Source organism: Phyllobacterium sp. 21LDTY02-6 (genome assembly GCF_023554255.2).
Taxonomy (GTDB): Bacteria; Pseudomonadota; Alphaproteobacteria; order Rhizobiales; family Rhizobiaceae; genus Phyllobacterium.
Genome location: NZ_JAMJWD020000003.1, coordinates 484293 through 509358 on the forward strand (window position 1 = coordinate 484293; position 25066 = coordinate 509358).

Annotated in this window: 24 protein-coding genes; 8 read left to right on the top strand and 16 right to left on the bottom strand. The window is 62.3% G+C overall.

What is annotated here, in order from left to right:
• Positions 1–81 precede the first annotated feature (81 nt).
• The 3 genes from M8997_RS13755 to M8997_RS13765 all read left to right on the top strand — a co-directional run bounded on the left by M8997_RS13755 (position 82) and on the right by M8997_RS13765 (position 4515).
• Positions 82–1683 carry an amidohydrolase gene (locus M8997_RS13755; RefSeq protein WP_250018850.1) on the top strand — a complete coding sequence of 534 codons (1602 nt, stop codon included), beginning with the start codon at positions 82–84 and terminating at the stop codon, positions 1681–1683.
• On the top strand, positions 1680–2612 hold the full coding sequence (locus M8997_RS13760; protein ID WP_250018849.1) for a dimethylarginine dimethylaminohydrolase family protein: 933 nt from the start codon (positions 1680–1682) through the stop codon (positions 2610–2612). The genes M8997_RS13755 and M8997_RS13760 overlap by 4 nt, the downstream gene beginning before the upstream one ends.
• 181 nt (positions 2613–2793) lie before the next feature.
• Positions 2794–4515: a cation:proton antiporter gene (locus tag M8997_RS13765; RefSeq protein ID WP_250018848.1), complete on the top strand. Its 1722-nt coding sequence runs from the start codon at positions 2794–2796 to the stop codon at positions 4513–4515.
• 6 nt (positions 4516–4521) lie between these two features.
• Here the strand turns inward: M8997_RS13765 and M8997_RS13770 are convergent, their stop codons facing one another.
• The 3 genes from M8997_RS13770 to M8997_RS13780 are packed head-to-tail and all read right to left on the bottom strand — an operon-like array spanning position 4522 to position 8250.
• The gene (locus tag M8997_RS13770; protein ID WP_250018976.1) at positions 4522–5733 is read right to left on the bottom strand and encodes a TIGR03862 family flavoprotein; all 1212 of its coding nucleotides are present in this window, start codon (positions 5731–5733) and stop codon (positions 4522–4524) included.
• A gap of 37 nt (positions 5734–5770) precedes the next feature.
• Positions 5771–7381, bottom strand: coding sequence for an acyl-CoA synthetase (locus M8997_RS13775; protein WP_371929576.1), 1611 nt, complete (start codon positions 7379–7381; stop codon positions 5771–5773).
• Positions 7381–8250: an IclR family transcriptional regulator gene (locus M8997_RS13780; protein ID WP_250018846.1), complete on the bottom strand. Its 870-nt coding sequence runs from the start codon at positions 8248–8250 to the stop codon at positions 7381–7383. Before M8997_RS13780 ends, M8997_RS13775 begins: the two co-directional genes overlap by 1 nt.
• Positions 8251–8474: 224 nt before the next feature.
• On the opposite strand from M8997_RS13780, the gene M8997_RS13785 reads away from it, so the two are divergent.
• From M8997_RS13785 to M8997_RS13800, 4 genes are read left to right on the top strand one after another with little or no spacing between them, the layout of a single operon-like run.
• A complete protein-coding gene (locus M8997_RS13785; protein ID WP_250018975.1) occupies positions 8475–9467 on the top strand; it encodes a TRAP transporter substrate-binding protein in 993 nt (330 codons plus the stop codon).
• A 12-nt stretch (positions 9468–9479) separates the two neighbouring features.
• Entirely contained in the window at positions 9480–11381 is a 1902-nt protein-coding gene (locus M8997_RS13790; RefSeq protein ID WP_371929577.1) for a TRAP transporter large permease subunit, read from the top strand.
• Complete coding sequence (locus M8997_RS13795) at positions 11381–12184, top strand: SDR family NAD(P)-dependent oxidoreductase (protein ID WP_250018845.1); 804 nt, start codon at positions 11381–11383, stop codon at positions 12182–12184. The genes M8997_RS13790 and M8997_RS13795 overlap by 1 nt, the downstream gene beginning before the upstream one ends.
• Positions 12177–13079 (top strand): PCC domain-containing protein, encoded by a 903-nt coding sequence (locus tag M8997_RS13800; protein WP_250018844.1) that lies wholly within the window; start codon positions 12177–12179, stop codon positions 13077–13079. The genes M8997_RS13795 and M8997_RS13800 overlap by 8 nt, the downstream gene beginning before the upstream one ends.
• Here the strand turns inward: M8997_RS13800 and M8997_RS13805 are convergent.
• Positions 13061–13450, bottom strand: a complete 390-nt coding sequence (locus M8997_RS13805; RefSeq protein ID WP_250018843.1) for a hypothetical protein — start codon at positions 13448–13450, stop codon at positions 13061–13063. The genes M8997_RS13800 and M8997_RS13805 overlap by 19 nt on opposite strands.
• Positions 13451–13651: 201 nt before the next feature.
• Here M8997_RS13805 and M8997_RS13810 point away from each other — a divergent pair, with 201 nt between their 5' ends.
• Positions 13652–16762: a peptidoglycan-binding protein LysM gene (locus M8997_RS13810; protein WP_250018842.1), complete on the top strand. Its 3111-nt coding sequence runs from the start codon at positions 13652–13654 to the stop codon at positions 16760–16762.
• A 25-nt stretch (positions 16763–16787) separates the two neighbouring features.
• Here M8997_RS13810 and sctT read toward each other — a convergent pair whose 3' ends face one another.
• Genes sctT through M8997_RS13870 form a run of 12 tightly spaced genes read right to left on the bottom strand, consistent with a single transcriptional unit; the run spans position 16788 to position 24722 of the window.
• A complete protein-coding gene (gene sctT, locus M8997_RS13815; RefSeq protein ID WP_250018841.1) occupies positions 16788–17597 on the bottom strand; it encodes a type III secretion system export apparatus subunit SctT in 810 nt (269 codons plus the stop codon).
• 3 nt (positions 17598–17600) lie between these two features.
• Entirely contained in the window at positions 17601–17870 is a 270-nt protein-coding gene (locus M8997_RS13820) for an EscS/YscS/HrcS family type III secretion system export apparatus protein (RefSeq protein WP_250018840.1), read from the bottom strand.
• Between the two features lie 4 nt (positions 17871–17874).
• Entirely contained in the window at positions 17875–18528 is a 654-nt protein-coding gene (sctR, locus tag M8997_RS13825) for a type III secretion system export apparatus subunit SctR (protein ID WP_250018839.1), read from the bottom strand.
• A complete protein-coding gene (locus M8997_RS22265) occupies positions 18521–19582 on the bottom strand; it encodes a FliM/FliN family flagellar motor switch protein (protein ID WP_250018838.1) in 1062 nt (353 codons plus the stop codon). Before M8997_RS22265 ends, sctR begins: the two co-directional genes overlap by 8 nt.
• On the bottom strand, positions 19579–20058 hold the full coding sequence (locus M8997_RS13835; RefSeq protein WP_250018837.1) for a hypothetical protein: 480 nt from the start codon (positions 20056–20058) through the stop codon (positions 19579–19581). Before M8997_RS13835 ends, M8997_RS22265 begins: the two co-directional genes overlap by 4 nt.
• Positions 20055–21365: a FliI/YscN family ATPase gene (locus M8997_RS13840; RefSeq protein ID WP_305884374.1), complete on the bottom strand. Its 1311-nt coding sequence runs from the start codon at positions 21363–21365 to the stop codon at positions 20055–20057. The genes M8997_RS13835 and M8997_RS13840 overlap by 4 nt, the downstream gene beginning before the upstream one ends.
• Before the next feature lie 35 nt (positions 21366–21400).
• Positions 21401–21991, bottom strand: coding sequence for a FliH/SctL family protein (locus M8997_RS13845; protein WP_250018836.1), 591 nt, complete (start codon positions 21989–21991; stop codon positions 21401–21403).
• The gene (locus M8997_RS13850; RefSeq protein WP_250018835.1) at positions 21988–22659 is read right to left on the bottom strand and encodes a type III secretion protein; all 672 of its coding nucleotides are present in this window, start codon (positions 22657–22659) and stop codon (positions 21988–21990) included. Before M8997_RS13850 ends, M8997_RS13845 begins: the two co-directional genes overlap by 4 nt.
• Positions 22660–22673: 14 nt before the next feature.
• Positions 22674–23468: a type III secretion system inner membrane ring lipoprotein SctJ gene (gene sctJ / locus M8997_RS13855; protein ID WP_250018834.1), complete on the bottom strand. Its 795-nt coding sequence runs from the start codon at positions 23466–23468 to the stop codon at positions 22674–22676.
• 7 nt (positions 23469–23475) lie between these two features.
• Positions 23476–23889 (bottom strand): hypothetical protein, encoded by a 414-nt coding sequence (locus tag M8997_RS13860; protein WP_250018833.1) that lies wholly within the window; start codon positions 23887–23889, stop codon positions 23476–23478.
• Between the two features lie 39 nt (positions 23890–23928).
• A complete protein-coding gene (locus M8997_RS13865; RefSeq protein WP_250018832.1) occupies positions 23929–24114 on the bottom strand; it encodes a hypothetical protein in 186 nt (61 codons plus the stop codon).
• An 11-nt stretch (positions 24115–24125) separates the two neighbouring features.
• A complete protein-coding gene (locus M8997_RS13870; protein WP_250018831.1) occupies positions 24126–24722 on the bottom strand; it encodes a secretin N-terminal domain-containing protein in 597 nt (198 codons plus the stop codon).
• Positions 24723–25066 lie beyond the last annotated feature (344 nt).

Genomic DNA, 25066 nt, shown 5'->3' on the forward strand with positions numbered 1-25066 from the left:
GGAATTTGCACGTTTTGCGAAAACATATCACTTTTTGCCGCCCGTGCCAGATGGTTATCTGCGCCAAAGGGGAGGCGCATCGTGGCGACAGCGGCAGCGGAAACGGCAATCAGCCACATCGATCACCATCGCGGCGATCTTTCGCAATGGACGCGGACCATATTCGAATATGGCGAGACGGCCTGGCGCGAATACCAGTCTGCCGATTGGTATGTGCAGCTTCTGCGCGGCGAAGGTTTCGACGTCGAGGTCGGCTCCGGCGGCATGCCGACGGCGTTTTGCGCCCATTGGACCAACAAGGCCGGCACGAACGCCACATCGCCGATCATCGGCATGTATGCCGAATATGATGCAGTGCCCGGCAATTGCCAGAACGCATCGACCCGCCAGGAGCCGCGGCCGGGCCTCAATGTCCACGCCGGCGGACATACCGACCCGCATTCGGCGCTCGGCATTTCCAGCCTTGGCGGCCTGCTTGCCACCAAGGCCGCGATGGAGCGACACGGCATGGCGGGAACGCTGCGCTTCACCGGGGAACCCGCAGAGAAGGTGCGCGGCTCGAAGCCCATCCATGCTGCCAAGGGCTATTATGACGGGCTGGCGGGCATGATTTCGTTCCATCCGTTCTACATGCTGCCCATGTGCAATACCGTCCGCTGGGATACGCATTGCGGCGCGGCCTATTCGATGATCTACCGGTTCGTCTGCGACCAGCCCGAACTATGGGGCCGCAGCGACGGCGCACCCATTCCGCAGTCGCATTCGGCGATCCGCGCCCCGGGCGCCAATGATGCGCTGATGATGATGTATATGACATCGAAGTCGCTGCGGGATTCGATGCTTCCCCATCAGGGCGGCTGGTCGATCAGCGAGGCCATCCTGACGGCCGGCCAGGCGACGGCGGACAATCTGCCGGCGGGGCTGGCTGAAATCCAGTACATGATCCGCGTGCCGACGATCGCTATGGCGGAACAGGTGGCGGCGGCGCTGGACCGTAACGCCGAACATGCGGCGGCGCTCAGCGGCTGCCGCATGGAACGGCACTGGGTCTGCAAGTCGAGGCCCGGCCTTGCCAACCACGCCATGGCCGAGATCACATGGGAGGCGTTGAGTTCCGTCGGTGCGCCGCGCTGGGACGAGCGCGCCAAGGCGCTTGCCCGCGAGATCCAGGCGAATGTCGGGCTGGAAGCGATGGATGAGCCTTTCCTGGAGGAATGCGAGAGGCTGATCGAGCCACAGGTGGCGGAAGCGATCCTGCGGCAGGACCTGCCGCCCTCGCAGAAGAATTCCACGTCGGACGATTATACGGACATGAGCTGGCATGCGCCGACGGCGCGTTTCTATGTTGCGCGCCCGGCATTGAAGGCGCCCAAGGGCTTCGTCTATCCGGGCTGGGTGATGAATGCGCTGGGCGGCATGCCCGAGACCATCGACCCCATGGTGAATGTGGCGGCGAGGACAGTGGCGCTTGCGGCGCTGCGCCTGCTCGAGGATGGTTCGGCGCGCGACAGGGCCATGGATGAATTCATCCGGCGCACGGGCGGCGGCATCGGCGGCAGCGAATGGATCGCGCCGCTTTGCGATTACAGGCCGCCGATCGAGTTCCGCTGGCCGGAATATGTTTCCACGCAACGAGGCCGCGAATGGTGCATCCCGAACGAACATGAGGAGCAACGCCGATGACACGCCATGAACAGGGTTTTTCCGACGAATTCACGCTGAAACGCCGCAATCCCAATGGCGGCACGGCGCCATTGAAGCAGTGGGGGTTTCGCAACGAGACCGACCCGCTCACCGACGTGCTGCTCGGTTCGCCGGCCTTCCTGCGGCACATGGCGACGAGTTCGCTCTCCCGCAAGCATCTGCGCGAGGCCCCGTGCAATATCCAGGTCGCGCAGGCGCAGCACAAGGAACTCGTCTCGGCCTATGAACATTTCGGCGTGCGCATCCACTGGCACGAACCGGAACCGGAACTGCCGATGCAGGTCTATTCGCGCGATTCCAGTGTCATGACGCCCTATGGCGCGATCATAACGGCCATGGCCAATTGGTGGCGCCGGGGCGAGAACTACGCCGCGATCCGCACCTATGAAAGGCTGGGTATCCCGATCTACGACATGGTGACCGCCGGAACCTTCGAAGGCGGCGATTTCAACGTGATCGAGGAAGGTTGCGTCCTCATCGGCTGCGGCGGCGCGCGAACGCAGGAAGAGGGCGCAAGACAGGTCGAATCCTGGTTCCGCAAGGAAGGCTGGGAGACAAAACTCGCCTTTATCGACGAATATTACGTGCATATCGACCTGATGGTGGTGCCGATCGCCCCGAAATTGACGGCGGTCTGCCTTGCCTGCACCGAGCCCGGCATCGTCGATTGGCTCAAGGCCAAGGGACATGAGATCATCGACGTTCCCTTCCAGGACACGATGAATCTCGGCTGCAATTTCATGTCGCTCGGCAATGCGAAAGTCATCGCGCCGACCTCCAGCAAGTCGCTGATCGAGCAATTGCGCGCCAGAGGCTTCGAAGTCGCTGCGGTGGACATGAGCGAGATCTCCAAGACCGGCGGCGGCATCCACTGCATGGCGCAGGCGCTCATCCGTTCGGCCGCCTGAAAACAACTGGGTGGAACGCTGTTCCACTATTCGGAACAGCGTTCCACCTGCGCTGCCGGGCGCATTGCCGATGCTCCCCAACGCTTCTTTCGGCTTGCATTTACGCCGGGCTGTTCCTATCGAACATAGAGCGCCACCTTCGGTCGGCGCCTTGGGGACATAAGAACATTCCAGAGGTCGCGTGCACAACGAAGTCGCATTGATATCGACCGTAGCCGTGAGCTTCGTCGCGGCTGCAATCTTCGGCTTTATCGCCGATCGGTTGAGGCTGCCGCCGCTTGTCGGCTATCTCGTCGCGGGCATCGCCATGGGCCCCTTCACACCCGGCTTCATCGCCGACACCAATCTGGCCGGCCAATTGGCCGAAATGGGCGTCATATTGTTGATGTTCGGCGTCGGGCTTCACTTTTCGACGTCCGAACTTCTTGCCGTCCGCCGCATTGCCGTGCCCGGCGCGATCGTGCAGATCCTGCTTGCGACGCTCGCCGGCGTCGCTCTTTGCTCGTTCTGGGGCTGGGGGCTCGGCGCCGGCATCGTCTTCGGTCTCAGCCTCTCCGTCGCCAGCACCGTCGTGCTCCTGAAGGCGCTCGAAGAGCGAAACCTCGTCAACTCCGCCAATGGCCGTGTCGCGGTCGGCTGGCTGATCGTCGAGGATCTTGCCATGGTGCTCGCGCTCGTGCTGCTGCCGACGCTCGCCGATAGCCTCGGCACGTCCGGCGCCGCAGCCGCCCATGGCAGCGGCAGCATCGCGATGACGATCGGCCTGACGCTGCTCAAGGTGGCGGTTTTCGCCTTCATAGCGATCTATATCGGGCCGAGAATAGTGCCATGGCTCCTGACGCTGATCGCGCGGACGGGCTCACGCGAACTGTTCACGCTCTCCGTCCTCGCCATCGCGCTCGGTATCGCCTATGGCTCGGCGGAACTGTTCGGCGTGTCCTTCGCCCTCGGCGCGTTCTTCGCCGGCGTGATCATGAGCGAGTCCAATCTCAGCCACAGGGCGGCAGCCGACTCCCTGCCGCTGCAGAACGCCTTTTCCGTGCTGTTCTTCATCTCCGTCGGCATGTTGTTCGATCCGTCCGTTCTGGTGCGCGAGCCCGTCGCAGTCGCGGCGACGCTGTTCCTCATCATCGTCGGCAAATCGATCATCGCCAGCGCGATCGTGCTGATCCTGCGCTATCCGATCGCCATGAGCCTGACCGTTGCCGCCGGCCTCGCCCAGGTCGGCGAATTCTCGTTCATCCTTGCCGGGCTCGGCGTTTCGCTGGGATTGCTGCCGAAGGAAGGGCAGGATCTCATCCTGGCTGGCGCCATATTGTCGATCACGCTGAATGCTTTCGTCTTCAGCGGCGCAGAATGGGGACACAAGCTGGTCGGCCGCCTGTGGCCCGCCTTCTCCGAACGCCACGGCAAGCAGAAACACGAGACCCTGTCACGCGAGCTCGCGAAGATCCGCGCTGCCGGCGAAGAACGTGACCGCAAGCATGAGCAGAAGCTGAAGCAGCTCATCGACACGTTCCCGCTGTTCTCGCAGATGGACAGGAACTCGCGCGACGAGCTTTTCCTGCTGTTCCGGCCGAAAACCGCCACGCCCGGCGAGAAGGTCATTCGCGTCGGCGACCGGGGCGACGGCATGTATTTCGTCGTCGCCGGTTCGGTGGAAGTGCGGCTGGAGGATGCCGCGGTGCAGCTGGAGCCCGGCGCCTTCTTCGGCGAGATGGCGCTTCTGAGCGGCGGCAGGCGCACGGCCGATGTCGTTGCGATCGATTTCTGCCAGTTCCTCGTGCTCGACCGGCGTGATTTCAACCTGTTCGCGTCGCGTTATCCGGGCTTGCGTACCGCCGTCACCGCCATGGCGCGGGAGAGAAGCGAAATGAACGTCTCAAGGCACAATGGCGACTAGACGAATTCAGCGTTGGCCGAGCCATGCACGGATGCCATGGGCGGCGGCACGTCCCGTCGCGAGACACGCGGTGAGGAGATAGCCGCCGGTCGGCGCTTCCCAATCCAGCATTTCGCCCGCCGCGAATATGCCCGGCAATGATTTGAGCATGTAGTTCCCATTGATGGCCGACCAGCGGATGCCGCCTGCCGAGGAGATGGCCTCTTCTATCGGGCGCGGGCGGGAAAGCGTCAGCGGCAGCTGCTTTATCGATCTCGCCTGGCCTGCCGCATCGGCGAGGTCGTCCGGTCCGGCCAACTCCTTGAGCAGGGATACCTTGACGCTGTCGAGCCGCGCTGCCTTGCGCAGGCGATTGGAGAAACTCGCCTTGCCGCGGGCGCGGTCCAGATCCTGCGCCAGCCTGGAATGATCCCGGCCCGGCGCAAGGTCCAGCACCAGCCGCGCCGTCCCTTCGCGGAGCAGCTTATCGCGCAGCGCCGCTGCATGGGCGTAGATGAGGCTGCCTTCGACCCCGTGCTGGGTGATGACGAATTCGCCCTGTATCGTGCCGGCATCCGAGCTGGCGATGACGGATTTGACGGGCATGCCGGCAAAGCGCTCGCGGAAATAATCGCTCCAGGCGACGTCGAAACCGCAATTTGCGGGCAGAAGCCCGGCTATTTCCACACCATGCTGCGCGAGGATATGGGTCCAGCTTCCATCGGAGCCGAGGCGCGGCCAGCTGGCGCCACCGAGCGCCAGGAGCACGGCATCGGCTTGCGTCGATATTTGCCCCGTCGGCGTTTCGAAGACGAGCGCGCCGTCCTTCAGCCCGACCCAGCGATGGCGTTTCACGATCTTGATCCCGGCAGCGTCCAGCCGTGCAAGCCAGGCGCGCAACAGGGGCGAGGCTTTCATCGCCACGGGGAATACCCGCTGCGACGATCCGACGAAAGTCTCGGTGCCGAGCCCCGCCGCCCAGTCGCGGATCTGCGCCGGCGTGAAATCGTCGAGCGCCGGGCGCAACCGGTCGCCCGCCGCGCCGAAACGACGGCGAAAACTGTCATAATCCTCGGCGTGGGTGAGGTTCAGCCCCGATTTGCCGGCCAGCAGAAATTTGCGGCCAACCGTCGGCATGGCGTCATAGACCGTCACGCCGTGTCCGCTGCTGGCAAGCGTCTCGGCTGCCATCAGGCCGGCCGGTCCGCCGCCGATAATTGCTATTTCCGCCATGTCGATTGCATTGTCCCGTGATCCGCCCGCCTGATATCGGCTTTCAGCGGCCCGCGTCCAGTTGATTCCTGCGGATCAGTTCTTCGCGGATCAGCTTTTTGGCGATCTTGCCATAGGCCGATTTCGGCATGTCGGGCCAGAAGACGTAACGCTTCGGCAGTTTGTAGCGAGCCATCTTGCCGTCCAGCCAGTTGGACAGCACGCTTTCGTCAAGCTCGGCGCTGGCGCGCGGAACGCAGACCGCGAGGCCGACTTCGCCCCAGACCGGGTCTGGAATGCCTATGACGGCGACCTCGGTGACATCTGGATGGCTGAGTATCTTTTCCTCGATCTCGCGCGGATAGACGTTGGAGCCGCCGGAAATATACATGTCGGACGCCCGACCGGTGATGTAGAGGTAGCCTTCCTCGTCCATGTGGCCGAGATCGCCGGTGCGGAACCAGCCATCGCGAAACGCTTTCTCGTTGGCTTCGGGATTGTCGTAATAGCCGGCGAAAACGGCGGGCCCGATCACGCATATCTCGCCCGTCGCGCCGGGTTCGAGCTCCCGTCCGGTATCGTCCTGGATCGAGATCATCATTCCGGTCCTGGCATAGCCGCAGGTGCCCGGCCGGACTTCCGGCCCGTCGCCGAGATGGTGATCGCTCGGCGGAAGCACGGTGATGTTGCCGGTAACCTCGCCGAGGCCGAAATACTGGACGATGACGGGGCCGAGGGTGCGCAGGGCCTGGATCTGGTCGGTCCGATACATCGGCGCGCCTGCATAGATGACGTAGCGCAGCGAGGCATGATCATGCCGGCCTGCCGAGGGATGCTCGGTCATGAGCTTCAGGATCGTCGGCACCGTGAACATGTTGGTCACGCGCCATTTTTCGACCAGGCGCCAGACTTCCTCCGCATCGAATTTTTCGGTCGGAAGCAGGATCGTCTTTGCCGCGCGGGCGACCTGGGTAAGCTGGTGAATGCCGGCGCCGTGCGAAAGCGGCGCGACGACGAGGGACGCATCATCATGTGTCGTGCCGGGCATGAGATCGCAGAGATGATTGGTGATCACGAATGCCATCTGGCCATGGGTGAGAATGGCGGCCTTGGGCCGGCCCGTCGTGCCGGAGGTAAAGAAGAACCAGCAGGGATCATGATGATCGACCGCCGCGAGCGCAGCCGCCTGGCCGGAAAATTCCTCGACGATGGCATCATAGTCTTCGCCGAAGCTGGCGCTGCCGATGGTTATGACGAACGGAGCCGTATCGGCGGCTTCGACACAGGCTTTCGCATGGTCCGGAAAGGCGGAGCCGCAGATAATCCCCTTTGCCCCGCTGGCCTTCGCCAGATAGGCGACTTCTTGCGGGGTCTGGCGGTAGTTCGCCGGCACCCACACGGCGCCGATGCGGAAGCAGGCGAACATGGATTCGAACATCTGGTTGCAGTTCTGCGACTGGATCAGGATCCGGTCGCCCTTTTGCACCTGGAACCGGGTTTGCAGCGCGTGCGCCATGGCATTGACGCGCCGGCCTATCTCGGCCCAGCTCCATGTTTTTTCGCCCCAGACGAAGCCGATCCGGTCGGGAAAACGACGTGCCGCCTGGTCGAGGAACCCGGCGAGGTTCATCACCCTGGTCGTTGCAGGCTTCACGGCAAGTCCGCTCGTTGCCATCATGCTTCTCCCGCTTCAAGTCGCCTGTGCATTTTCAGGGTACTGCCGCCAAGCCGCTTCAGGCGGCCATTGACCGGCTGCAATTGCGCCAGCCGCGTCTCGATCTTGCGTGCCTCGGTGCGCATCAGCGCCGCGAGCTCCAGCTGCCTTTGCGGCTGCATGCGGCTGTCGATGGCCGCGATGCTCAAGGCTCCTGCGGGGCTGCCGTCGGGATAGCGGATCGCATAGCCGATGGCCCAGGAATTGGCCAGGATGCGGCCGGGATTGAGCGCAAAGCCGGTCTGGCGCGTCGTCTTCACGTCTTCCCACATCTGCGCCGGATGAAGATTGGGGTATTCGGCAAGCAGAGTCGGCTCATTGGTGCGGATGATCTCGTCCACGGCCTCGTCAGGAAGCGCCGAGAGAATGGCCAGCGAACCGGCGCCGACACCGAGCGGGTGTCTGTAGCCTGCCTGCAGCGCATGCGTACGGATCTCGTAGGTTCCCTCCTCGCGATGCAGGCAGACGGAATATGAATCGCGCTGGATCGACAGGAAGCTCGTATCCTGCGTCTTTGCCGAGAGGATCGCCAGGCTGTCGCGCGCAAGCTGCAACAGCCCGTAGCGGCGCGAGGCGAGCGTGCCCAGCACATAGGCTTCCTCGCCCAGCTGGTAGCGCCGCGTCAGGCTGTCCTGTTCGACGAGGCCGGAGCGGATGAGTGCCAGAAGCAGACGGCGGGTGGTCGGCTTGTTCAAGCCGCTCTGCTCGACGATTTCGCTGAGGGCCGCGCCCGAATCGCCGAAATAGCTGACGAGGCTGAGCAGCGTCAGCGCCCTGTCGACGCTCTGCGCCCCATTGAGGTTCTTCGTCTTGGTCAACCGCTGTTCCATGTTCGCCCATATGATCCATAATGTGGATCGAGTTTTCGAACTATACAACAATGCTATAAAAAAGATTGCAAGACCGTACGGTTTGTCTATGATTTTCACAAGATTGAGGAGGGCATCCATTCTACATTATGGATCGTGTGCAGGACAGGGAGGTCCTGCCGACGCTCCGGGGATGGATGCGAATAAGGGAGGATACAGCCGTGACCAATATTTCTCGCCGCCAGATGCTGCTTGTAGCCGGCGGCACAGTTCTTGCCAGCCCGTTCATCATGCGCCGCCCGGCCAATGCGGCCGAGTTTTCCTATAAATACGCCAACAACCTGCCGGTGACGCACCCGATGAACATCCGGGCGCAGGAAGCGGCGGACAAGATCAAGGAAGAGAGCGGCGGCAGGTTCGAACTGGCGATATTCCCGTCGAGCCAGCTCGGCTCCGATACGGATACGCTCAGCCAGCTTCGCTCCGGCGCGGTCGAGTTCTTCACCCTGTCCGGCCTCATCCTGTCGACGCTCGTGCCGGCCGCTTCGATCAATGGCATCGGCTTCGCGTTCCCCGACAGCGCTACCGTCTGGAAGGCCATGGATGGCGATCTCGGCGCCCATGTGCGCGGGCAGATCACCAAATCCAATCTCGTCGTGATGGACAAGATCTGGGACAATGGCTTCCGCCACATCACGTCGAGCTCCAAGCCGATCGTCACGCCGGAGGACCTGAAGAACTTCAAGATCCGCGTGCCGGTGAGCCCGCTCTGGACCTCGATGTTCACGGCTTTCCAGGCTGCGCCCGCCAGCATCAACTTCAACGAGGTATACTCCTCGCTGCAGACGAAAATCGTCGATGGCCAGGAGAATCCGCTGGCGATCGTCTCCACGGCGAAGCTCTACGAAGTACAGAAATATTGCTCGCTCACGGGCCACATGTGGGATGGCTTCTGGTTCCTCGGCAACCGGCGCGCCTGGGAGGCCCTGCCGGACGATCTCAAGGAGATCGTTGCGAAGAACATCAATGCCGCCGGCATGGCCGAGCGCGAAGACGTGGCCAAGCTGACCGAGACGCTGCAGGCCGACCTCAAGGCGAAGAACCTCGAATTCAACACGCCGGACCCGGCTCCGTTCCGCGAGGCGCTGCGCAGCGCCGGCTTCTACGCCGAGTGGAAGGGCAAATACGGCGACGAGGCCTGGGGCCTGTTGGAAAAAGTCGTCGGCCAGTTGTCGTAGGGGCCGACGAGAGTGGCGCGCCTGCACATCACCGAAGGGGCCGTGACGGCGGACGAGGAAAGCGTGCTTTCCCCGCCGGGCCGCAACGATCGCTCCTTGCTGTCCAGGTGCGACCGCCTGTTCGGGCAGCTTGTCGAATATCCGGTCGCCTTCCTCGTTCTTGCCGAGATCGTCATCCTTTTCGCCGGCATTTTTGCGCGCTACGTGCTGCACCAGCCGATCGTCTGGTCGGATGAACTCGCTTCGATCCTGTTTCTCTGGCTGGCCATGCTCGGTGCCGTCGTTGCCTTCAGGCGGGGCGAACATATGCGCATGACCGCGCTCGTCGGGATGATGACGCCGCAAAGGCGGGCGTTTTTCGACGCGTTGGCGGTGGCCGGATCGCTGGCCTTCCTCCTGTTCATCATGTATCCGGCCTATGACTACGCCCATGAGGAAATGTACATAACGACGCCGGCGCTGGAGATCCCCAATGCCTGGCGCGCCGCGGCGCTGCCGGTGGGCGCGGCGCTGATGATCCTGTCGTCGCTGTTCAAGCTCTTCCAGCTTTCGAGCCTGCGCAATGCGCTTGGCGCCATTGCCATCATCGGCGTCGTCGCCGCCATCCTGTGGGTTCTCGGCCCGTCGCTGAAGCCGCTCGGCAATGTCAATCTTCTCATCTTCTTCGTCGGTGTCGTGGCTATGCTGGTCCTGAGTGGCGTGCCCATCGCCTTCTCGTTCGGCCTTGCCACCTTCGCCTACCTGTCGCTGACGACGAATGTGCCGATGCTGGTCGTGATCGGGCGGATGGACGAGGGCATGTCGCATCTCATCCTGCTCGCCGTGCCGCTGTTCGTCTTTCTCGGCGTGCTGATCGAAATGACGGGAATGGCCCGCGCCATGGTGCAGTTCCTCGCCAGCCTGCTCGGCCATGTCCGGGGCGGCCTGTCCTATGTGCTCATCGGCGCCATGTATCTCGTTTCCGGCATATCCGGTGCGAAGGCGGCCGACATGGCAGCGGTCGCGCCGGTCCTTTTTCCCGAGATGAAGGAGCGCGGGGCGAAGCCGGGCGAACTGGTGGCGCTTCTCTCGGCCACCGGCGCGCAGACGGAGACCGTGCCGCCGAGCCTCGTTCTCATCACCATCGGTTCCGTGACCGGCGTATCGATCGCGGCCCTGTTCACCGGCGGACTGCTTCCGGGCGTCGTGCTCGCCGTCATGCTGTGCTTCGTCGTGTGGCGGCGCTATCGCAACGAGGACCTGTCGCATGTGAAAAAGGCGAGCGGTGGCCAGATCGGCAAGGCGTTCCTGATCGCGCTGCCGGCCCTGGCGCTGCCCTTCATCATCCGCGCCGCGGTCGTCGAGGGCGTGGCTACCGCGACGGAAGTCTCGACCATCGGCATCGTCTATGCGGTGATCGCCGGCCTGCTCATCTACCGGCAGTTCGACTGGCGGCGCATAAAGCCGATGCTCGTCGATACGGCATCTCTGTCCGGCGCAATCCTGCTGATCATCGGTGCAGCGACGGCGATGGCATGGGCGCTGACCCAGTCCGGCTTCTCGCGCGACCTCGCCGCCTACATGGCCGCGCTTCCGGGCGGGCCGCTGGCGTTTCTCGCCGTGTCGATCGTCGCCTTCATCATCCTTGGAAGCGTCCTCGAGGGAATCCCGGCGATCGTACTGTTCGGGCCGCTGCTGTTCCCCATCGCCCGCCAGGTCGGCGTCCACGAGGTCCATTATGCCATGGTGGTCATCCTGGCGATGGGCATCGGCCTTTTCGCGCCGCCATTCGGCGTCGGCTACTATGCCGCCTGCGCCATCGGCCGCGTCAATCCGGACGAAGGCATGCGCCCGATCTGGGGTTACCTGGTAGCCCTGATCATCGGCACCATCCTCGTCGCGGCCATTCCCTGGATTTCGATCGGGTTCCTCTGATGACCGGCAGGCTGAACAACAAGGTTGCGCTCGTCTTCGGTGCCGGGTCGTCCGGTCCGGGCTGGAGCAATGGCAAGGCGGCCGCCGTCGCCTATGCCCGCGCCGGCGCCAAGGTGGCCTGTATCGACATTCAAGCGCAGGCGGCCGAAGAAACGGCATCGATCATCCATGGCGAGAATGGCCGCGCGAGCGCCTTTTCCGCCGATGTGACCGACAGCGCGTCCATCGCCCGGACTGTGGAAGCGGCGCTCGCGGAATTCGGTCAGATCGACATTCTCCACAATAATGTCGGCGTGGCGACTGCCGGAGGACCGGAGGAACTCGACGAAGACAGGTTTCGATCTTCGCTCGACATCAATGTCGGCTCGATATTCCGCACGGCGAAGGCGGTGCTGCCGCATATGCGCGAGCGCGGCGCAGGCGCCATCGTCAACATATCGTCGCTCGCGGCCATCAGGTGGACCGGCTACCCCTATTTCGCCTATTATGCCGCAAAAGGCGCCGTCAACCAGGCGACGGTCGCCCTGGCGATGCAATATGCGAAATCCGGCATCCGGGCCAATTGCATAATGCCCGGCCTCATCGACACGCCGCTGATCTACAACCAGATCTCGAGCAATTACGCCTCTGTTGACGAGATGGTTGCCGCGCGCAACAGGATGGTGCCGATGGGCAAGATGGGCAATGCGTTCGACGTCGCCAATGCGGCGGTGTTCCTCGCCTCCGACGAGGCTGCTTTCATCACCGGCGTCTGCCTTCCGGTGGATGGAGGGCAGAGCTGTTCGGCGGTCGCCGGTGTCTAGACCGGCGGACATCGCGCCCCGCAAGGCGGACATCGCTCCCCGGCGTCTGCAGCATCCCGGTGCGCGGACGGGCGCGCCATTCGAGAGCCATATGGCGGCCGGGATCAGGCTGGAGTTCGAAATGGCTCCGGGATCGTCCCTCATCGATGGCCTTGCCTTTCATCTCGAAGAACGCGGGATCGCCGCCGCTGCCATCCAGTTGGAAGGTGGTGCGTTCGAGCCGCTCCGCTACCTCATGCCGGCCCTTTCAAGCGATGGCGTCCATGCTGCCTGGTACAGCGATCTCCACGCGCCGCATGGCGAGGCGGCGCTGGAGAAGGGTTGCGTCACCTATGGCACGCGCGACGGGGCGCCGTTCTGCCACTGCCATGCGGTCTGGCAGGAGGGCGAGGAACGTCGTGCCGGCCATATAGTTCCAGATGCAACCATCATCTCGCGGCCGGTGAGAGTCACCGCCTATGCGACAGCGGATATCGGCCTGTTGTCGGAGCCGGACGAGGAGACCGGCTTCACCTTGTTTCATCCGGTCCCGCTTCGGCCCGCGCAAAAAGAAGCCGCGCGGTTCATTTTTGCGCGGGTAAAGCCCAATGAAGACATCATCGAGACACTGGAGGCGGTCTGCCGTATGCAGGGCATCGCCAGTGCGACCATACGCGGCTCCGTCGGCAGCCTCATCGGGGCGCGCTATGAAGGCGGCGCCAGAGTGGCTGATGTGGCGACGGAAGTCTTCATCGACGAGGGCGTCGTGACGGCGGATGGTTCCGGCAGCCATGTCGCCATAACCATGGTCGATACGCGCGGCGGCATCACCAGCGGCCGTCTCATGCTCGGCGACAATCCGGTCTGCATAACTTTCGAATTATGTCTTGAACTCGATCAGGCCAGCAGGAAATAGCCGCAGATTGCGGCCGCTGCTACCAGTGCCACCACCAGCGTCACACGTGCGCCGCGCCAGGCAGGAGCAGCCTGGGGCAGAGGCTCCACGCCGACCAGGTTGACGCGTATCGGCCGTGGTTGCGGGCCCGTTGCCAAGGGTTCGTCGGTTTCTTCGTCAATCTCGTCCTGCAGCAGGTTCTTCCGGTGCGAAAGACCCGTACCGGCGCGCAGCTCGACCGAGGATGGCCGCTGCTTCTTCGCCAGTGTCGCGTCCTTGGGCGACCGCACCGCGCCGCCGGCGGCCCTCTCGAATTTGCGCATGGCGTTCTCGTCATTCCAATTGTTCTCGAGCGCCTGCTGCGAGCCGACATTGTTGATAAGCTGAACCACCGTGTCGTCCTCCGCTGCGGTTGTGCGTGAGCAGCTGCATTTCAACCGATACATGATGCCGCTATTGCGGCAAAATGGCAAATCTCTATTCCTCGCCGGCCTGAATGTCGCAAATGTCATAAAACTGTTAGGCGCCTGGGGCACGCTGCCGCGGTTCCCGTTCGTGGAGCGATCCGTTCGAGTCTGACAGGAGAGCGCGCGATGTCCTTTCGCATCGATGTAGATGGCAAGAGCCGTTACAATGCCGATGGCAGCAAGGTCCCCTTCGGTTCGGCCCAGCAGCAGCAGCTCTTCGTGCAGCAGATCAACCAGGCGATCCAGGAGCGGGCGCGTTCCGGCGATGCCTTTGATCCAACGCGTGAGAAGATCGTGGTTGCCCAGCCGGGCGACAGCCTGTGGCAGATCGCCGAGCAGAACAATGTCAAGTTTGTGGATGTGCTTGGCGCCAATGCCGAGCTGGTGGATCGCCAGTCGGGTCAGATCGACGTCAATGATGTGGTGATCGTCCCGCATGCGGAACCCGAACTCGTCGCCGATGATCCGCGCAATGAAAAGAACGTGCCGCTCGGCGAGACCATGTTCCGCAGCGAGCTCTACGAGCGCGCGAACAAGATCCAATATGCGGACGATCCGGCAAAGGTGGATTACGACGCCGAGACCAAGGTGCTGCAGGGCGATGTCGGCACCTATCTCGACAGTCTCCCCGCGGCGGACCGCCAGGCGGCAATATCGCGGCTGATCGGCAGCAAGGATCACTGGCAGGATGCGAGCCCGGCCCTGACCGCAATGGAAGCCGCGGCCAAGGAGCGGGGGCTGATTGCCGATCCGGAGGAGGCCTTTGCGCAGCACCTCTACGACAAGGGCAACAAACTGAACAACGCCGATTCAAGCGCCGATCATGCCGGTGGCGCCAAGGCGCTGTCGCAATCGGTGGACGAATATCTGCAAGGCCTGCCGGAAGGCAAGCGCGGCGAGGCATTGCAGGCGCTCTATGACAGGGATTGGGAAGAAGCCGGCCCGTCACAGATAGCGCTGGAAGAGACAGCGGAAAAGCTGGGTATTACATTGCGTGAAAGCACCCATCGGGGGCCGGATGTCGAAAACAGTGCCCGCCGGATCATCGAGACCGCGAATGCGACCGGAAAGCCCGACGAAGCCTATAAGAGCCTGAGCACGGCCTATGAGAGCGCGCCCGCCGACATACAGGCGGCTCTGCTCGAGCATGGCGAGGCACGCACCATTATCGGCAATGCCGCCGATTGGGCGACCACGCGTTTGAAGAATTACGACCCGGAAACCGCCGTCAGCGAACAGGGCGACAGCGCGGAGGCGATGCGGAACCTGGAATTGCTGACGCGGCATTCCGATCCAAAATTGTCGGCCCAGCTCATGAGCGACGCCATGCCGGTCATCGAAGCGGCGAATGCGAAGCGGCAGGAGAAGATCGGAGGCGAACTCCTCGGTCGGGAGGGCCAGCAGAACCTCAACATCATCATGGGCCGGATCGGCCAGACACCGTCCGGCAGCGCCATCATCGATCGCTTCACCAACATGCATATCGGCAACCCGGAATCGATGCGGCTGGCCATCGTCACGGGTGCGGGGCTCGATTATCCCCTTGCGACGGCTTCCAAGGTTCCGGACGGCAAATATGTGGAGAACACCATCCTGCCCAGCGTCGCAGAGTTCTCGGCCGTATCCGTCAACGGCGCGGTCGACAAATATTCGACGCATATGCAGGAACTGCAATGGTTGATCACCAATCACGGCAGCGCCATGACGCCCGAGCAGCTCGAAAAGGCCATCACCGATTATGAGAAGGAGAAGGGGCAGGGCTGGGTCGATGACAAGCTGAAGCTGGAGGGCGAGGTTGCCGAAAAGGGCAATCAGCTGCTCAACCAGATCAGCCAGCTCTCCAAGCTACCGCCGGAGCTTGCCTCGCAGCAAAAAGCGGCGAACGAGGCGATCAACAAGATCTTCTCGGACGATAAGTCGGTCATGGCGATGCAGATCGCGCTCAAGCAGGACCCGGCGCTTCTCGACAAGCCCGCTGTGATGTCGCTGCTCACGCACCAGGCACGCCTGACGGATCGGGGCCGCAAGCTCGCCGAAGAAGCGATGACCCAGATCGTCCGCAGGGATGTGCTGCCGACCTTCGGCAATCTGGACCCCAATAATCCGGCCAGCATCGCCGAGGCCAAGGCCGGGATCGAAAAGCTGCGGAACAGCCAGGCTGCCAATCTGCTCGGCATCCCTGACGAGGAGTTCAAGAAAGCGCTCGCCGCCGTAGAGGAGGCCTTGCCTGCTGCGGGCGAGAGCGAAGCGCAGATGGTCCAGAAGCTGAAGGACCTCGATGCAAAATTGACCGATACGAATGGCGGCATGAAAGCGTTCCGCAACAATACGGTTCCCGGACAGGTGTTGCGCCTGATCGGGCTGGCCGGCGTTGGTGCGGGGCTTGCCTCCACGATTTCACGCACCGGTGAAGACCCGCTCCTGAAGTACAAGGTGCTGATCGACGCTGCCGGCGTCGGGCAAAGGTCGATCGAACTGCTTCACGGCTTCAAGCAGATCAATCCGGATTCGCTCGCCGTCAAGCATTTCGGCAGCAGCAGCACCACGGCCGCCAAATGGCTCGGCTCGGTAGGTGCAAGCTTCGATCTCGTGCTTGCGACCCGCTCCTACATGAGCGGCGACTGGCAGATGGGGACGTTGCAGGCAGCCGCCGGCGCCGGTGGAATACTTGCGGCGTTCGGAACGGGCTCGATGGCCGGTCCGGTCGGCCTGGTCATCGTCGGCGCTGCAGTGATAGGGCAGATGGTGCTCCTGGATACCCGCGAATCCAACAAGTACATGACCGATACTTCGGCGCATTTCCTCGAACATGCCGAGCTGTCCGACAGGACGGCGGCCGCTCTCGTCGATCAGAGCGGCGATGGCTACAGCCCGGTCCCGCTGCTGATCAAATATGCGCAGATGAAGGGCTACAAGCTCGACGACCCGGCGGATCAGCGACGTTTTGCCGATTGGCTCGACTCGATCCCGGCCGACAAGCTCGGGACCTTGCGCGATAATCTGCACCATACGCTGGACGACCGGAAAGGTGACATTGCGGATTTCCCGGCAACGAGCGATGGCGACGACAAATATACCGACAACGAGCAGTTGCACGAGCGGCCGGTCGTGACCAAGGGGAAGGCAACCATCACCTCGCCCAGCCTGGCCGACAGGATCAAGGATGGTGACGCCAAGCCGGAATCGGTCGCCCAGATCGATGTCATTTTGGACGAACTGGGCATCGCCACCGCCTGAGTGCCTCGGTGAGTGCCTCGGCGGCTCACTCCATCAGCGAACGCATGATCAGCGACGTGCTCCGGAGTTCCTTGAGCTCCGCCATCATGTAGGGCACCAGGTAGGAAATATAGAGCACCATCAGCACGGCGAAGAGCAGGTTCTTGATCGCCAGCGACAGGTCGAAAATATGCAGTTGCGGTGACATGCGCGAAAGATAGGCCAGCATCACGTCCGTGAGCAGAAGCGCAAGAACGACAGGCGCGATGAGAAGAAGCCCTATCTGCATGATCCGGTCGAGAATGCCGAGCAGGGCCGGCACTGCCTGCGTGCCCACGACCGGCGCGAATTTGGTGACGGGCCAGAGTTCATAACTCTGGTAGAACCCGTCCAGAAGCAGCAGGAAGCCCCCCGACATGAAGAACAATGCGAGCAGCGCGAAGACGAAAAGCGTGCCTGCAATGCTGGTTTCACTGACCTGAAGCGGGTCGATCAACTGGGCGGACGTCGAACCGCGCTGAAGGTCCACGAGATCGCCCGCGACCTCGGCCGCCCAGAACGGGATGCCGAAAGCCAGCCCTATGACGATGCCGATGACCGTCTCTTTTACCAGGAGGCCGGTGATGACGACATTCGTCAGGGGGCCCTCCAGCAGGAGCGAGTTGAGCACGCCGGGTATGATCGGGATGCAGATGGCGATGGCGACGCCGGAGCGGATGAGGCCCGTCAGCCCGAGCCGGATGAAGGCGGGCGTAACCAGGATCATCCCGATAGCCCGGGCCATCGCCATCGCGGTTGCGACGAGGACGGGATAGGCGAGGGCGAGCAGGGATGTCGTCGTCGATACGGCGTCCATGCGTCACCGCGTCATGGCTGGGAACGCATCGAGGACGTGACTGGCCAGATTGGCAACCTGGAACGCCAGAGTCGGGCCAAGAACGATGAGGGTCAGCATGACGGCGACGAGCTTCACGGCTTGCGGCAGCGTCTGGTCCTGGATCTGCGTCAGCGCCTGGATCAGGCCAACGCCGATACCGATGACGATGGCGATGCCGAGGGCTGGCGCCGACGCCAGTAGAACCGTCAGCAGGGCATTCTGCATCTGTGCGAGGAAGGCCGTCTGTCCCATGCCGCTACCCGTAACTCAGAATGAGGCCGTGCATCAGCCGCGACCAGCCATCGACCGCGACGAAGAGAAATATCTTCAGCGGGATCGAGATCAGCGTTGGCGACACCATCATCATGCCCATCGCCATGAGGATGTTGGAAACGATGAGGTCGATGACGAGGAAGGGCAAATAGAGCAGGAAACCGATCTCGAACGCACGGGTGAGCTCGGAACTGACGAATGCAGGAACGAGAACGAGCAGGCTGTCCGATTTCAGGTCGGCCCGCGCTTCCGGCGACCATACGTTCTCGGTCGCCTGCATGAAGAACTGCCGCTCGGCTTCATCGGTGAACTTCAACAGATGTGTCTGCAATGGCGGCCGAAGAGCCTCAGCCGCGTTCTTCATGCTGTCGATGGATTGCAGGTCGATCTGTTGCGCTTCCATGATGCGGTACATCTCGCCGACGAGCGGCGTCGTGACATAGACCGTCAGAATGAGCGCTATGCCGTAAAGCACCAGATTGGGCGGCGATTGCTGGATGCCGAGCGCGTTCCGAATCAGGAAAAGCACGATCGAAATCTTCAGGAAGCCGGTCATCGTCACGACCGCGAGCGGGATCAGCCCGATGGTCGAAACGATAATGATGATGGGTATGAGGTTGGACTGATACTCACCCATTCTTGGACAGCCGCACGATCCTTATGCCGAGGCCGGCGCCGATCTTGACGAGATCGCCCGTGCCGATCAGGCGGCCATTGGCGACGATATTGACCGCATTGCCGGTGGTCGGGGCAATCGGCAGCACGCTGCCTTCGTCGAGCTTGCGTAGTTCGCCCAGGGGCAGATCGGTGCGTCCGACCTCGAAGACCAGTTGCACCGGCAGTTCATCGAGGGGATGCAGATCGTCCATCTTGTCGGCGTCGGATTGAGTTTGAGTCGGCATCCAAGCTTCCCTGTTTTTGTTGTAAGACCGCCAGCTTGCGGCAAGGATGTATTTGCCGCCCTTTTCGGTGACGGCGGCGCGAAAATGCTGGCCCAGCAGCGCAAAGTGCCCGATCTCCGGGGCCTCGCGCCGCATTATGACATCGCCGGGCACCAGCGCCGCGATTTCACGGGCCGAGAGCTCCTGCGTGCCGGTGCATATGCTCAGGTCGAACGGCAGCAGGTCGGTGACTTCTCCGATCGTTCCATTCGACCGGGCCATCACCCGGCCGACAGCCAGCGCGGCGCGCCTGTCGAGGTGCAACTCGGCATTGCGTGGAAAGTCATCGAAATTGATGACCCACGGGACGATGAAATCATAGCTGCGTTCGGCTTCCTCGGCGCCCAGCCTTATGGGATGGCCGATACGATCCTCGAGCTGTTCAAGTTCGCTCGCCAAGGCATATTCGATAAGTATATTGCGCTGGCGCGGCGAGAGCCTTGCGATCATGCGGCTCAGGCCAAGACTCTGCATCAGGCGCTCCAGCGTGCCGGAGGACAGAACCAGCTTGCCAGCCCAGGGGCCGATAGCAAATGGAATGGCGACGGGATTGGTGAGGCGGACGGAACTTTCCGCCATATGCACCTCGATCGGCGCCACGGTGGTCGCCGGCGTGACCAGAAATTTCGTCTCGGCCGGAAAGAGCCCCTGCAGATCGAGATTGGCAGGATCGATGCGAGGCAGCCACGACAGGTCGCCATTGTCGCCCTTGGCGCGCAGAAAGGACTGGTTTTCCGTCACCGCGTTCACTTCGGTTTCCTCATGCCGCGTTGGTCTTCATCCTCGGTTTCCTCGAGGGCTATCCGGTGTTTTGCGCTGCTGGCAGCCTGTCGCTTCAACAGGAGCTCCAGTTTATCGTGTGATCGCAACTTCGCCTTGTGCTCGGCAATGAGGTGGTTGCTGCGCTCGGTTTCCTGTTCCAGCCGCGCCGCAACTTCCTTTTGCGTCTCGACGAGACGGGTCGCTTCGAAATCATAGGCTGCCAGCGCCTCCTGATAGGATTGAAGCTCATGGCTTGCGACCGGCCGCTGTGACATTTCCCTGTGCACGTCGGATTCGCGCGCAACACGCCGCGCCTCGTTCTGGAGAATCTCATCGCCTGCCCGATCCAGCGCATGCGCCGCGGCGTCCCTGATGTTGCGCTGGCGAGCAGAGGTCTCCTCGGCAATTCTGGTCCGGTGGGCCCGCAATTCGAGCAGTTTTTCAAGATTCTTGGCGGATTTCATGCAAGAACCCCCTGCATCTGCAGTTCCGTCTCGGTGAAACCGAACTGTTCTTCGCTATCCTGTTGCAGGAACGCCTGGATGCGATCATGCCGCGCCAATGCCTCGTCCGATTGCGGATCGGCACCACGATTATATTCACCGACACGCACGAGAAGCTCGATGTCGTCATAGCGCGCCATGAGGCTGCGGATGCGTGCCGCGTTCGACCGGTGGGCCTGGCTCGTCACCGCATCCATCAGGCGGCTGCGGCTGCGCAGCACGTCGATGGCCGGGAAGTGGTTTCTTTGCGCCAGTTCGCTGCTGAGGACGATATGCCCGTCCAGGATGGCCTTCGTCTCTTCGGCAACGGGATCGAGCGTTCCGTCGCCCTCGGTCAGCACCGTATAGAGACCGGTTATCGAACCGCCGACGCCCGGCCCGGCCCGCTCGAGCAGACGGGGCAGCGCGGCGAAAAGCGATGGAGGAAAGCCGCGCCGGGTCGGCGGCTCGCCGGCGGCAAGGCCGATCTCGCGTTGCGCGCGGGCAAAACGTGTCACGCTGTCCATGAGCAGCAGCACGTGCTTGCCCTGGTCGCGGAAATATTCGGCGATCGCCGTCGCACCATAGGCCGCCTTGACGCGTTCGATCGCAGGGCGATCGGATGTGGCGACCACGACGACTGAGCGGCGGCGGCCTTCATGTCCGAGCTGGATGTCGATGAATTCGCGCACTTCGCGGCCACGCTCGCCGATAAGGGCGATGACGATGACATCGGCCTGCGTCCCCCTGACGATGCTCGACAGCAGCGACGATTTGCCGACGCCGGCCTCGCCGAATATGCCGACGCGCTGGCCGCGCGCAACCGTCAGCAGCCCATCGATGGCCTTGATGCCGAGCTGGAGCGGATGTTCGATCAGATCGCGTTGCAGCGCCTCCATTGGCGGCTGGTGCGTGGGGTAGAACGCTCCCGTATTCAGCGCCGATGGCGGCGCCCCGGTGCGGTTGAGGACCTCGCCGAGAGGGTTGAGCACGCAACCGAGCAATTCGGGGCCGACGGGGATCTGCAGGGCATGGCCGGTGGGAATGACTTCGGCGCGGGTCGACATGCCGTCGAGATCGCCGATCGGCGTCAGCACGGCCTCCTCATCCTGGAAGCCGACAACCTCCGCCGGAACGATGCGCCCGGACACAGGATCACGGAGCAGGCAATATTCGCCGATCCGGACCATGGAGACCGTGGCGTGGACGATGATGCCGGTAATGCGCCGGATTCGGCCGCGAACCGGCCGTGGGTCGGCTCTGCCGGCGGCTTCCTTGAGCCGGTCCATCAGGTGCGTCAGGTCGGATGCAGGCAATTGCTGTGTCACGCCGCAGTTCCATCGCGCGAAAGCGCTTCCCTGATCGCCGCAAGCTGGGTGTCGAGGCTGGCGTCGACTACGGCGATGGCATTGGAAAGGATGCACTGGGCGCCCGTCAGCCGGGGATCCGGCACCACGGTGAAATTGATCGATGGATTGGAACGTTCGGCCTGAAGCTTCTCGCCCACTTCCGGGGCGATGTCCGGTGCAACCGCTATGATGATGTCGCGCTCCCGCTGAAATCCCTGGAGTGCATGCTTCGCAAGCTTTGCGACCAGTTCGGCCTGGTCGAACGAGCCGAGCATCTTTGCAATGATCGAGAGGCTCAGCTCCACCAATTGCCTGTCGAGGCCAGCCACATAATTGTTGACCTGTGCAGTCGTCGATATCAACAGGGCGGATGCCTCCTTGGCGCCCTGTTCGAACCCTGCCTGATAGCCCTGCTGCCTGCTGGCTTCCGTGATTTCATCCGCCCTGCCGAGACGGGCCTGTGCTTCCTCCTCGGCGGCGTTGAGAAATGCAAAGCCATCGAGCCAGGGCGTTACCGCGGCTTGCTTGATGACCTTCGCAGCGGGCATGGGCGGAAGTTCCGTCATTGCGCCGTCTCCTCGCTTGCCATGAGGTCGAGATCCGCGGCGAGCCGGTTCATGATCGCCAGCCCGAGCGCCCGTTGTGCCTCCTCTGCGAAAGGTTGGACCTCCTTGTCGCTCGCATGTTTCAGCCGCGCCCAGCCGGCGAGACCGCCGGGGAGGCTCGCATGCCAGCTGCCGATGCAATGCAATCCATCACGCCGGACTGCTGCAATCAGGTTGTCGGTGCTGCCCGGATGCGCGAGGTGGCCGGCAAGATCGCGATTGGCGAGCGCGAATTTGAATGCAGCCTCGCCGATGGCCTGCTTCATCAGGGCCACTTCGCTCGTGCGGATTTCCGCTGCGAAGACATGGGCCCAGTAGGCCGCGCCGGCGATGACGACCAGTTCGTCGAGCTGCGCCGGGGCAAGCCGCATCAACGCCAGATCTTCAGGCGCCAGATCGAGCAGCGCCGAGGATTGCGCCAGGCCGAACTGCTCAGCCACCAGCAGCGCCAGTTGCGGCTGGACCCGGTCACAAGCCTGGAGTTTCACCGCGACATCGAGAGTGAGGGCATCCTCATAGCAGGAGACGATGCGCTGGGGGTGGACGAGGCGCGCGGGTGCCGAGCTCAAGAGCTGCATGGATGGGTGGTTGCCATCCATCGATGCTGCGGCGTTCGCGGTTTCATCCATGGGCGGAACCTGGTTCATTTGGCCGGCCCGACCGGCACCAGCGGATAGACGCGGCGCCGCTTCTTCTGCCACAGCAGGTAGCCCAGCCCGCCGCCTAGCGCGATGACGGCAAGGATCAGGCTTCCGAATATCCACCGCGCGGTGGCAGCGCTCGCCGGCAGCATCCATATGCCGAGGAACGAGGTCAATTCCGTGTCCGCCGTTGCCGTATTGGTCGCGGCTGCGACGACCGGAATAACGGAAACCTTTTCATAGGTGAGACCGGCTATGCCATTGGCGACGAGGGTCTTGATCTGCGGTATGAGCGTATTGATGTCGAGCGTCGGTTCATGCCGGATGAATACCGAAGCCGAAGCCGGCACGGCATTGCGCTGGAGCGGATCATTGTCGGGCAGCACCACATGCACGCGGGCCGATACGACACCGTCGATTTCGGACACCGTCCGCGACAGTTCCTCGCTGAGCGCATAGATCATCTGCGCGCGTTCCTGGACAGGTGACGCCACGAGGCCCTCCTGCTTGAATACGCTTCCCATGGTGGCGAACTGGGTCTTCGGCAGGCCGGCCTCATTGAGCACCGTTACCGCCTGGGCGAACTGTTTCTCGTCCACCGTCACGGTCAATTTGCCATCCTTCTGGACGACCCGGTTGGCGGGAATGCCCTTATGGAGCAGGGCCGCGACCATGGCATTGGCCTCCCGCTCCTCGAGATTCGTGTAGAGGTCCTCCTTGCATGCCTGCAATGCGGCGGCCAGGGCTGCCACCAGGAAACAATTCGTCAGCAGCCGCTTCAACCCGGATATTTGCATAAGGCTCTTACTGTCCCTTGGTCAGCGTTGTCGCAGCGCCTGTCAGCTGGGTGGTGCCGCGAACGACCATCTGCGTCTCGATGGAATGATCGAACATCGTTCCCAGTGACTGGACCACGCGCTCGATCTGCTCGCTGTCGTTCTTCTCGCTCTTGGCCTTGGCCTGCACGGCATTGGCGAACGAGGCCTGCGTCGGCGCCTTGGATGCTTCACTCGTGCGACTGACGAATTTGCCGGTGCGCTCGACGAAGCCTTTCAGGTCATTGACCAGGGTCTTGCCGAGATTGCCGGGGCTGGCGCCGTGCGGCAGCTTGTGGATATTGCCGGCCATGTGCTCGAACATGTTCTGCATCGGCACGGTCTGGGTGGTGGGCGTGCTTGCCGGAATCGAAGCGGCCATGGTGGTCGGAACTGCTGTCATGACATTGTCTCCGTTAAACCATAGGGGCTTTGGACCCTATTACTCATCCGAGAGAGCCTCATTGAGGATCTCATTGGCAATCTTCATCATCTCCTGGCCGATAAGGGAGCTACCGCCGCTGACGATCGCTTCGTTCAACGCCGCTTCGAATTCCTGTTGTTGTTCCTCGGGAGTGAGATTGCTGGCCTGCTGCTGCGAAACATTGGAAATTTGCGGTGTGCCCATCGGATACTCTCCTAGTTGGTGCGTGAACTGGCGGGAACCGGCGCCACGCGCGGATCTGCGTTTCTGGTTGCTGGCCGGGCAGGCGTAGCCAAGTCCTCAGCCACTTCATTGTTCTGGCCGCCGCGGAAGACCCTGACGCGAGGATCGTCAGCGGTCGCCTGCGGCGGCGGCTGCACGGTCGACACCACCTGCTGCACCATGGCTATGAACGCGGGTGGGCCGGAAACACGCAATGCGGGCGCGTTGGGTGTCGCCCTGATCGAGAATCGCTCATCCATCAGGTTCAGCTGGCGCACTTCGTCGAGGACCTTCGTTCCGCTGGCCCTGCCGAGGTCGATGATCTGGGTGGAAAACTCCTCATTCGAATTAATGTGGAGAATCGAGCCGTCATAATACCATATCAGCCCGTTTGCCTCGGCCAGCCTCGCCAGGAAGGCGCCTGCCGTGTCAGCGCGGACCTCGCCACGGACCTGCCCCCGGATCTTGTCGGAGATCGTCACCGGAATATTGAGGTTGCGGCCGAATTCCCGCAGCGCGTCGCGTATATCCTGGTTGATGAGGACGTAGGAATATCTGGTCGCGGCCCAGGGAGGCTCACTCGCCGACACAGGGCAAGCAAGAGCGAATAGCGGCAAGGCGACAGCCATCCGCAGGAAAATTGCCCGTGAGTATATAGCCCTGCGTGGAATAGTCATACCAAAGGCCCTCTGGCACAAAGCGACAGAATTAGGTCTATATGAACCGGGAAATAGATGCAACGCAACTATAAATAAAATGGATCAGAATGGTCGTGAAAAAAAATGTCAGTAGCCGGGTCATTTATCTTCACTATTTCAAATTTTGAATTATTTTTTGTGACAGAAATGTCAAATTGTATTGGGACACTAGCGCGATCAACTATCGTTACAGAGTGTAACATCAACTGAATTTTTGAAAATTGCCTTCTCTATTT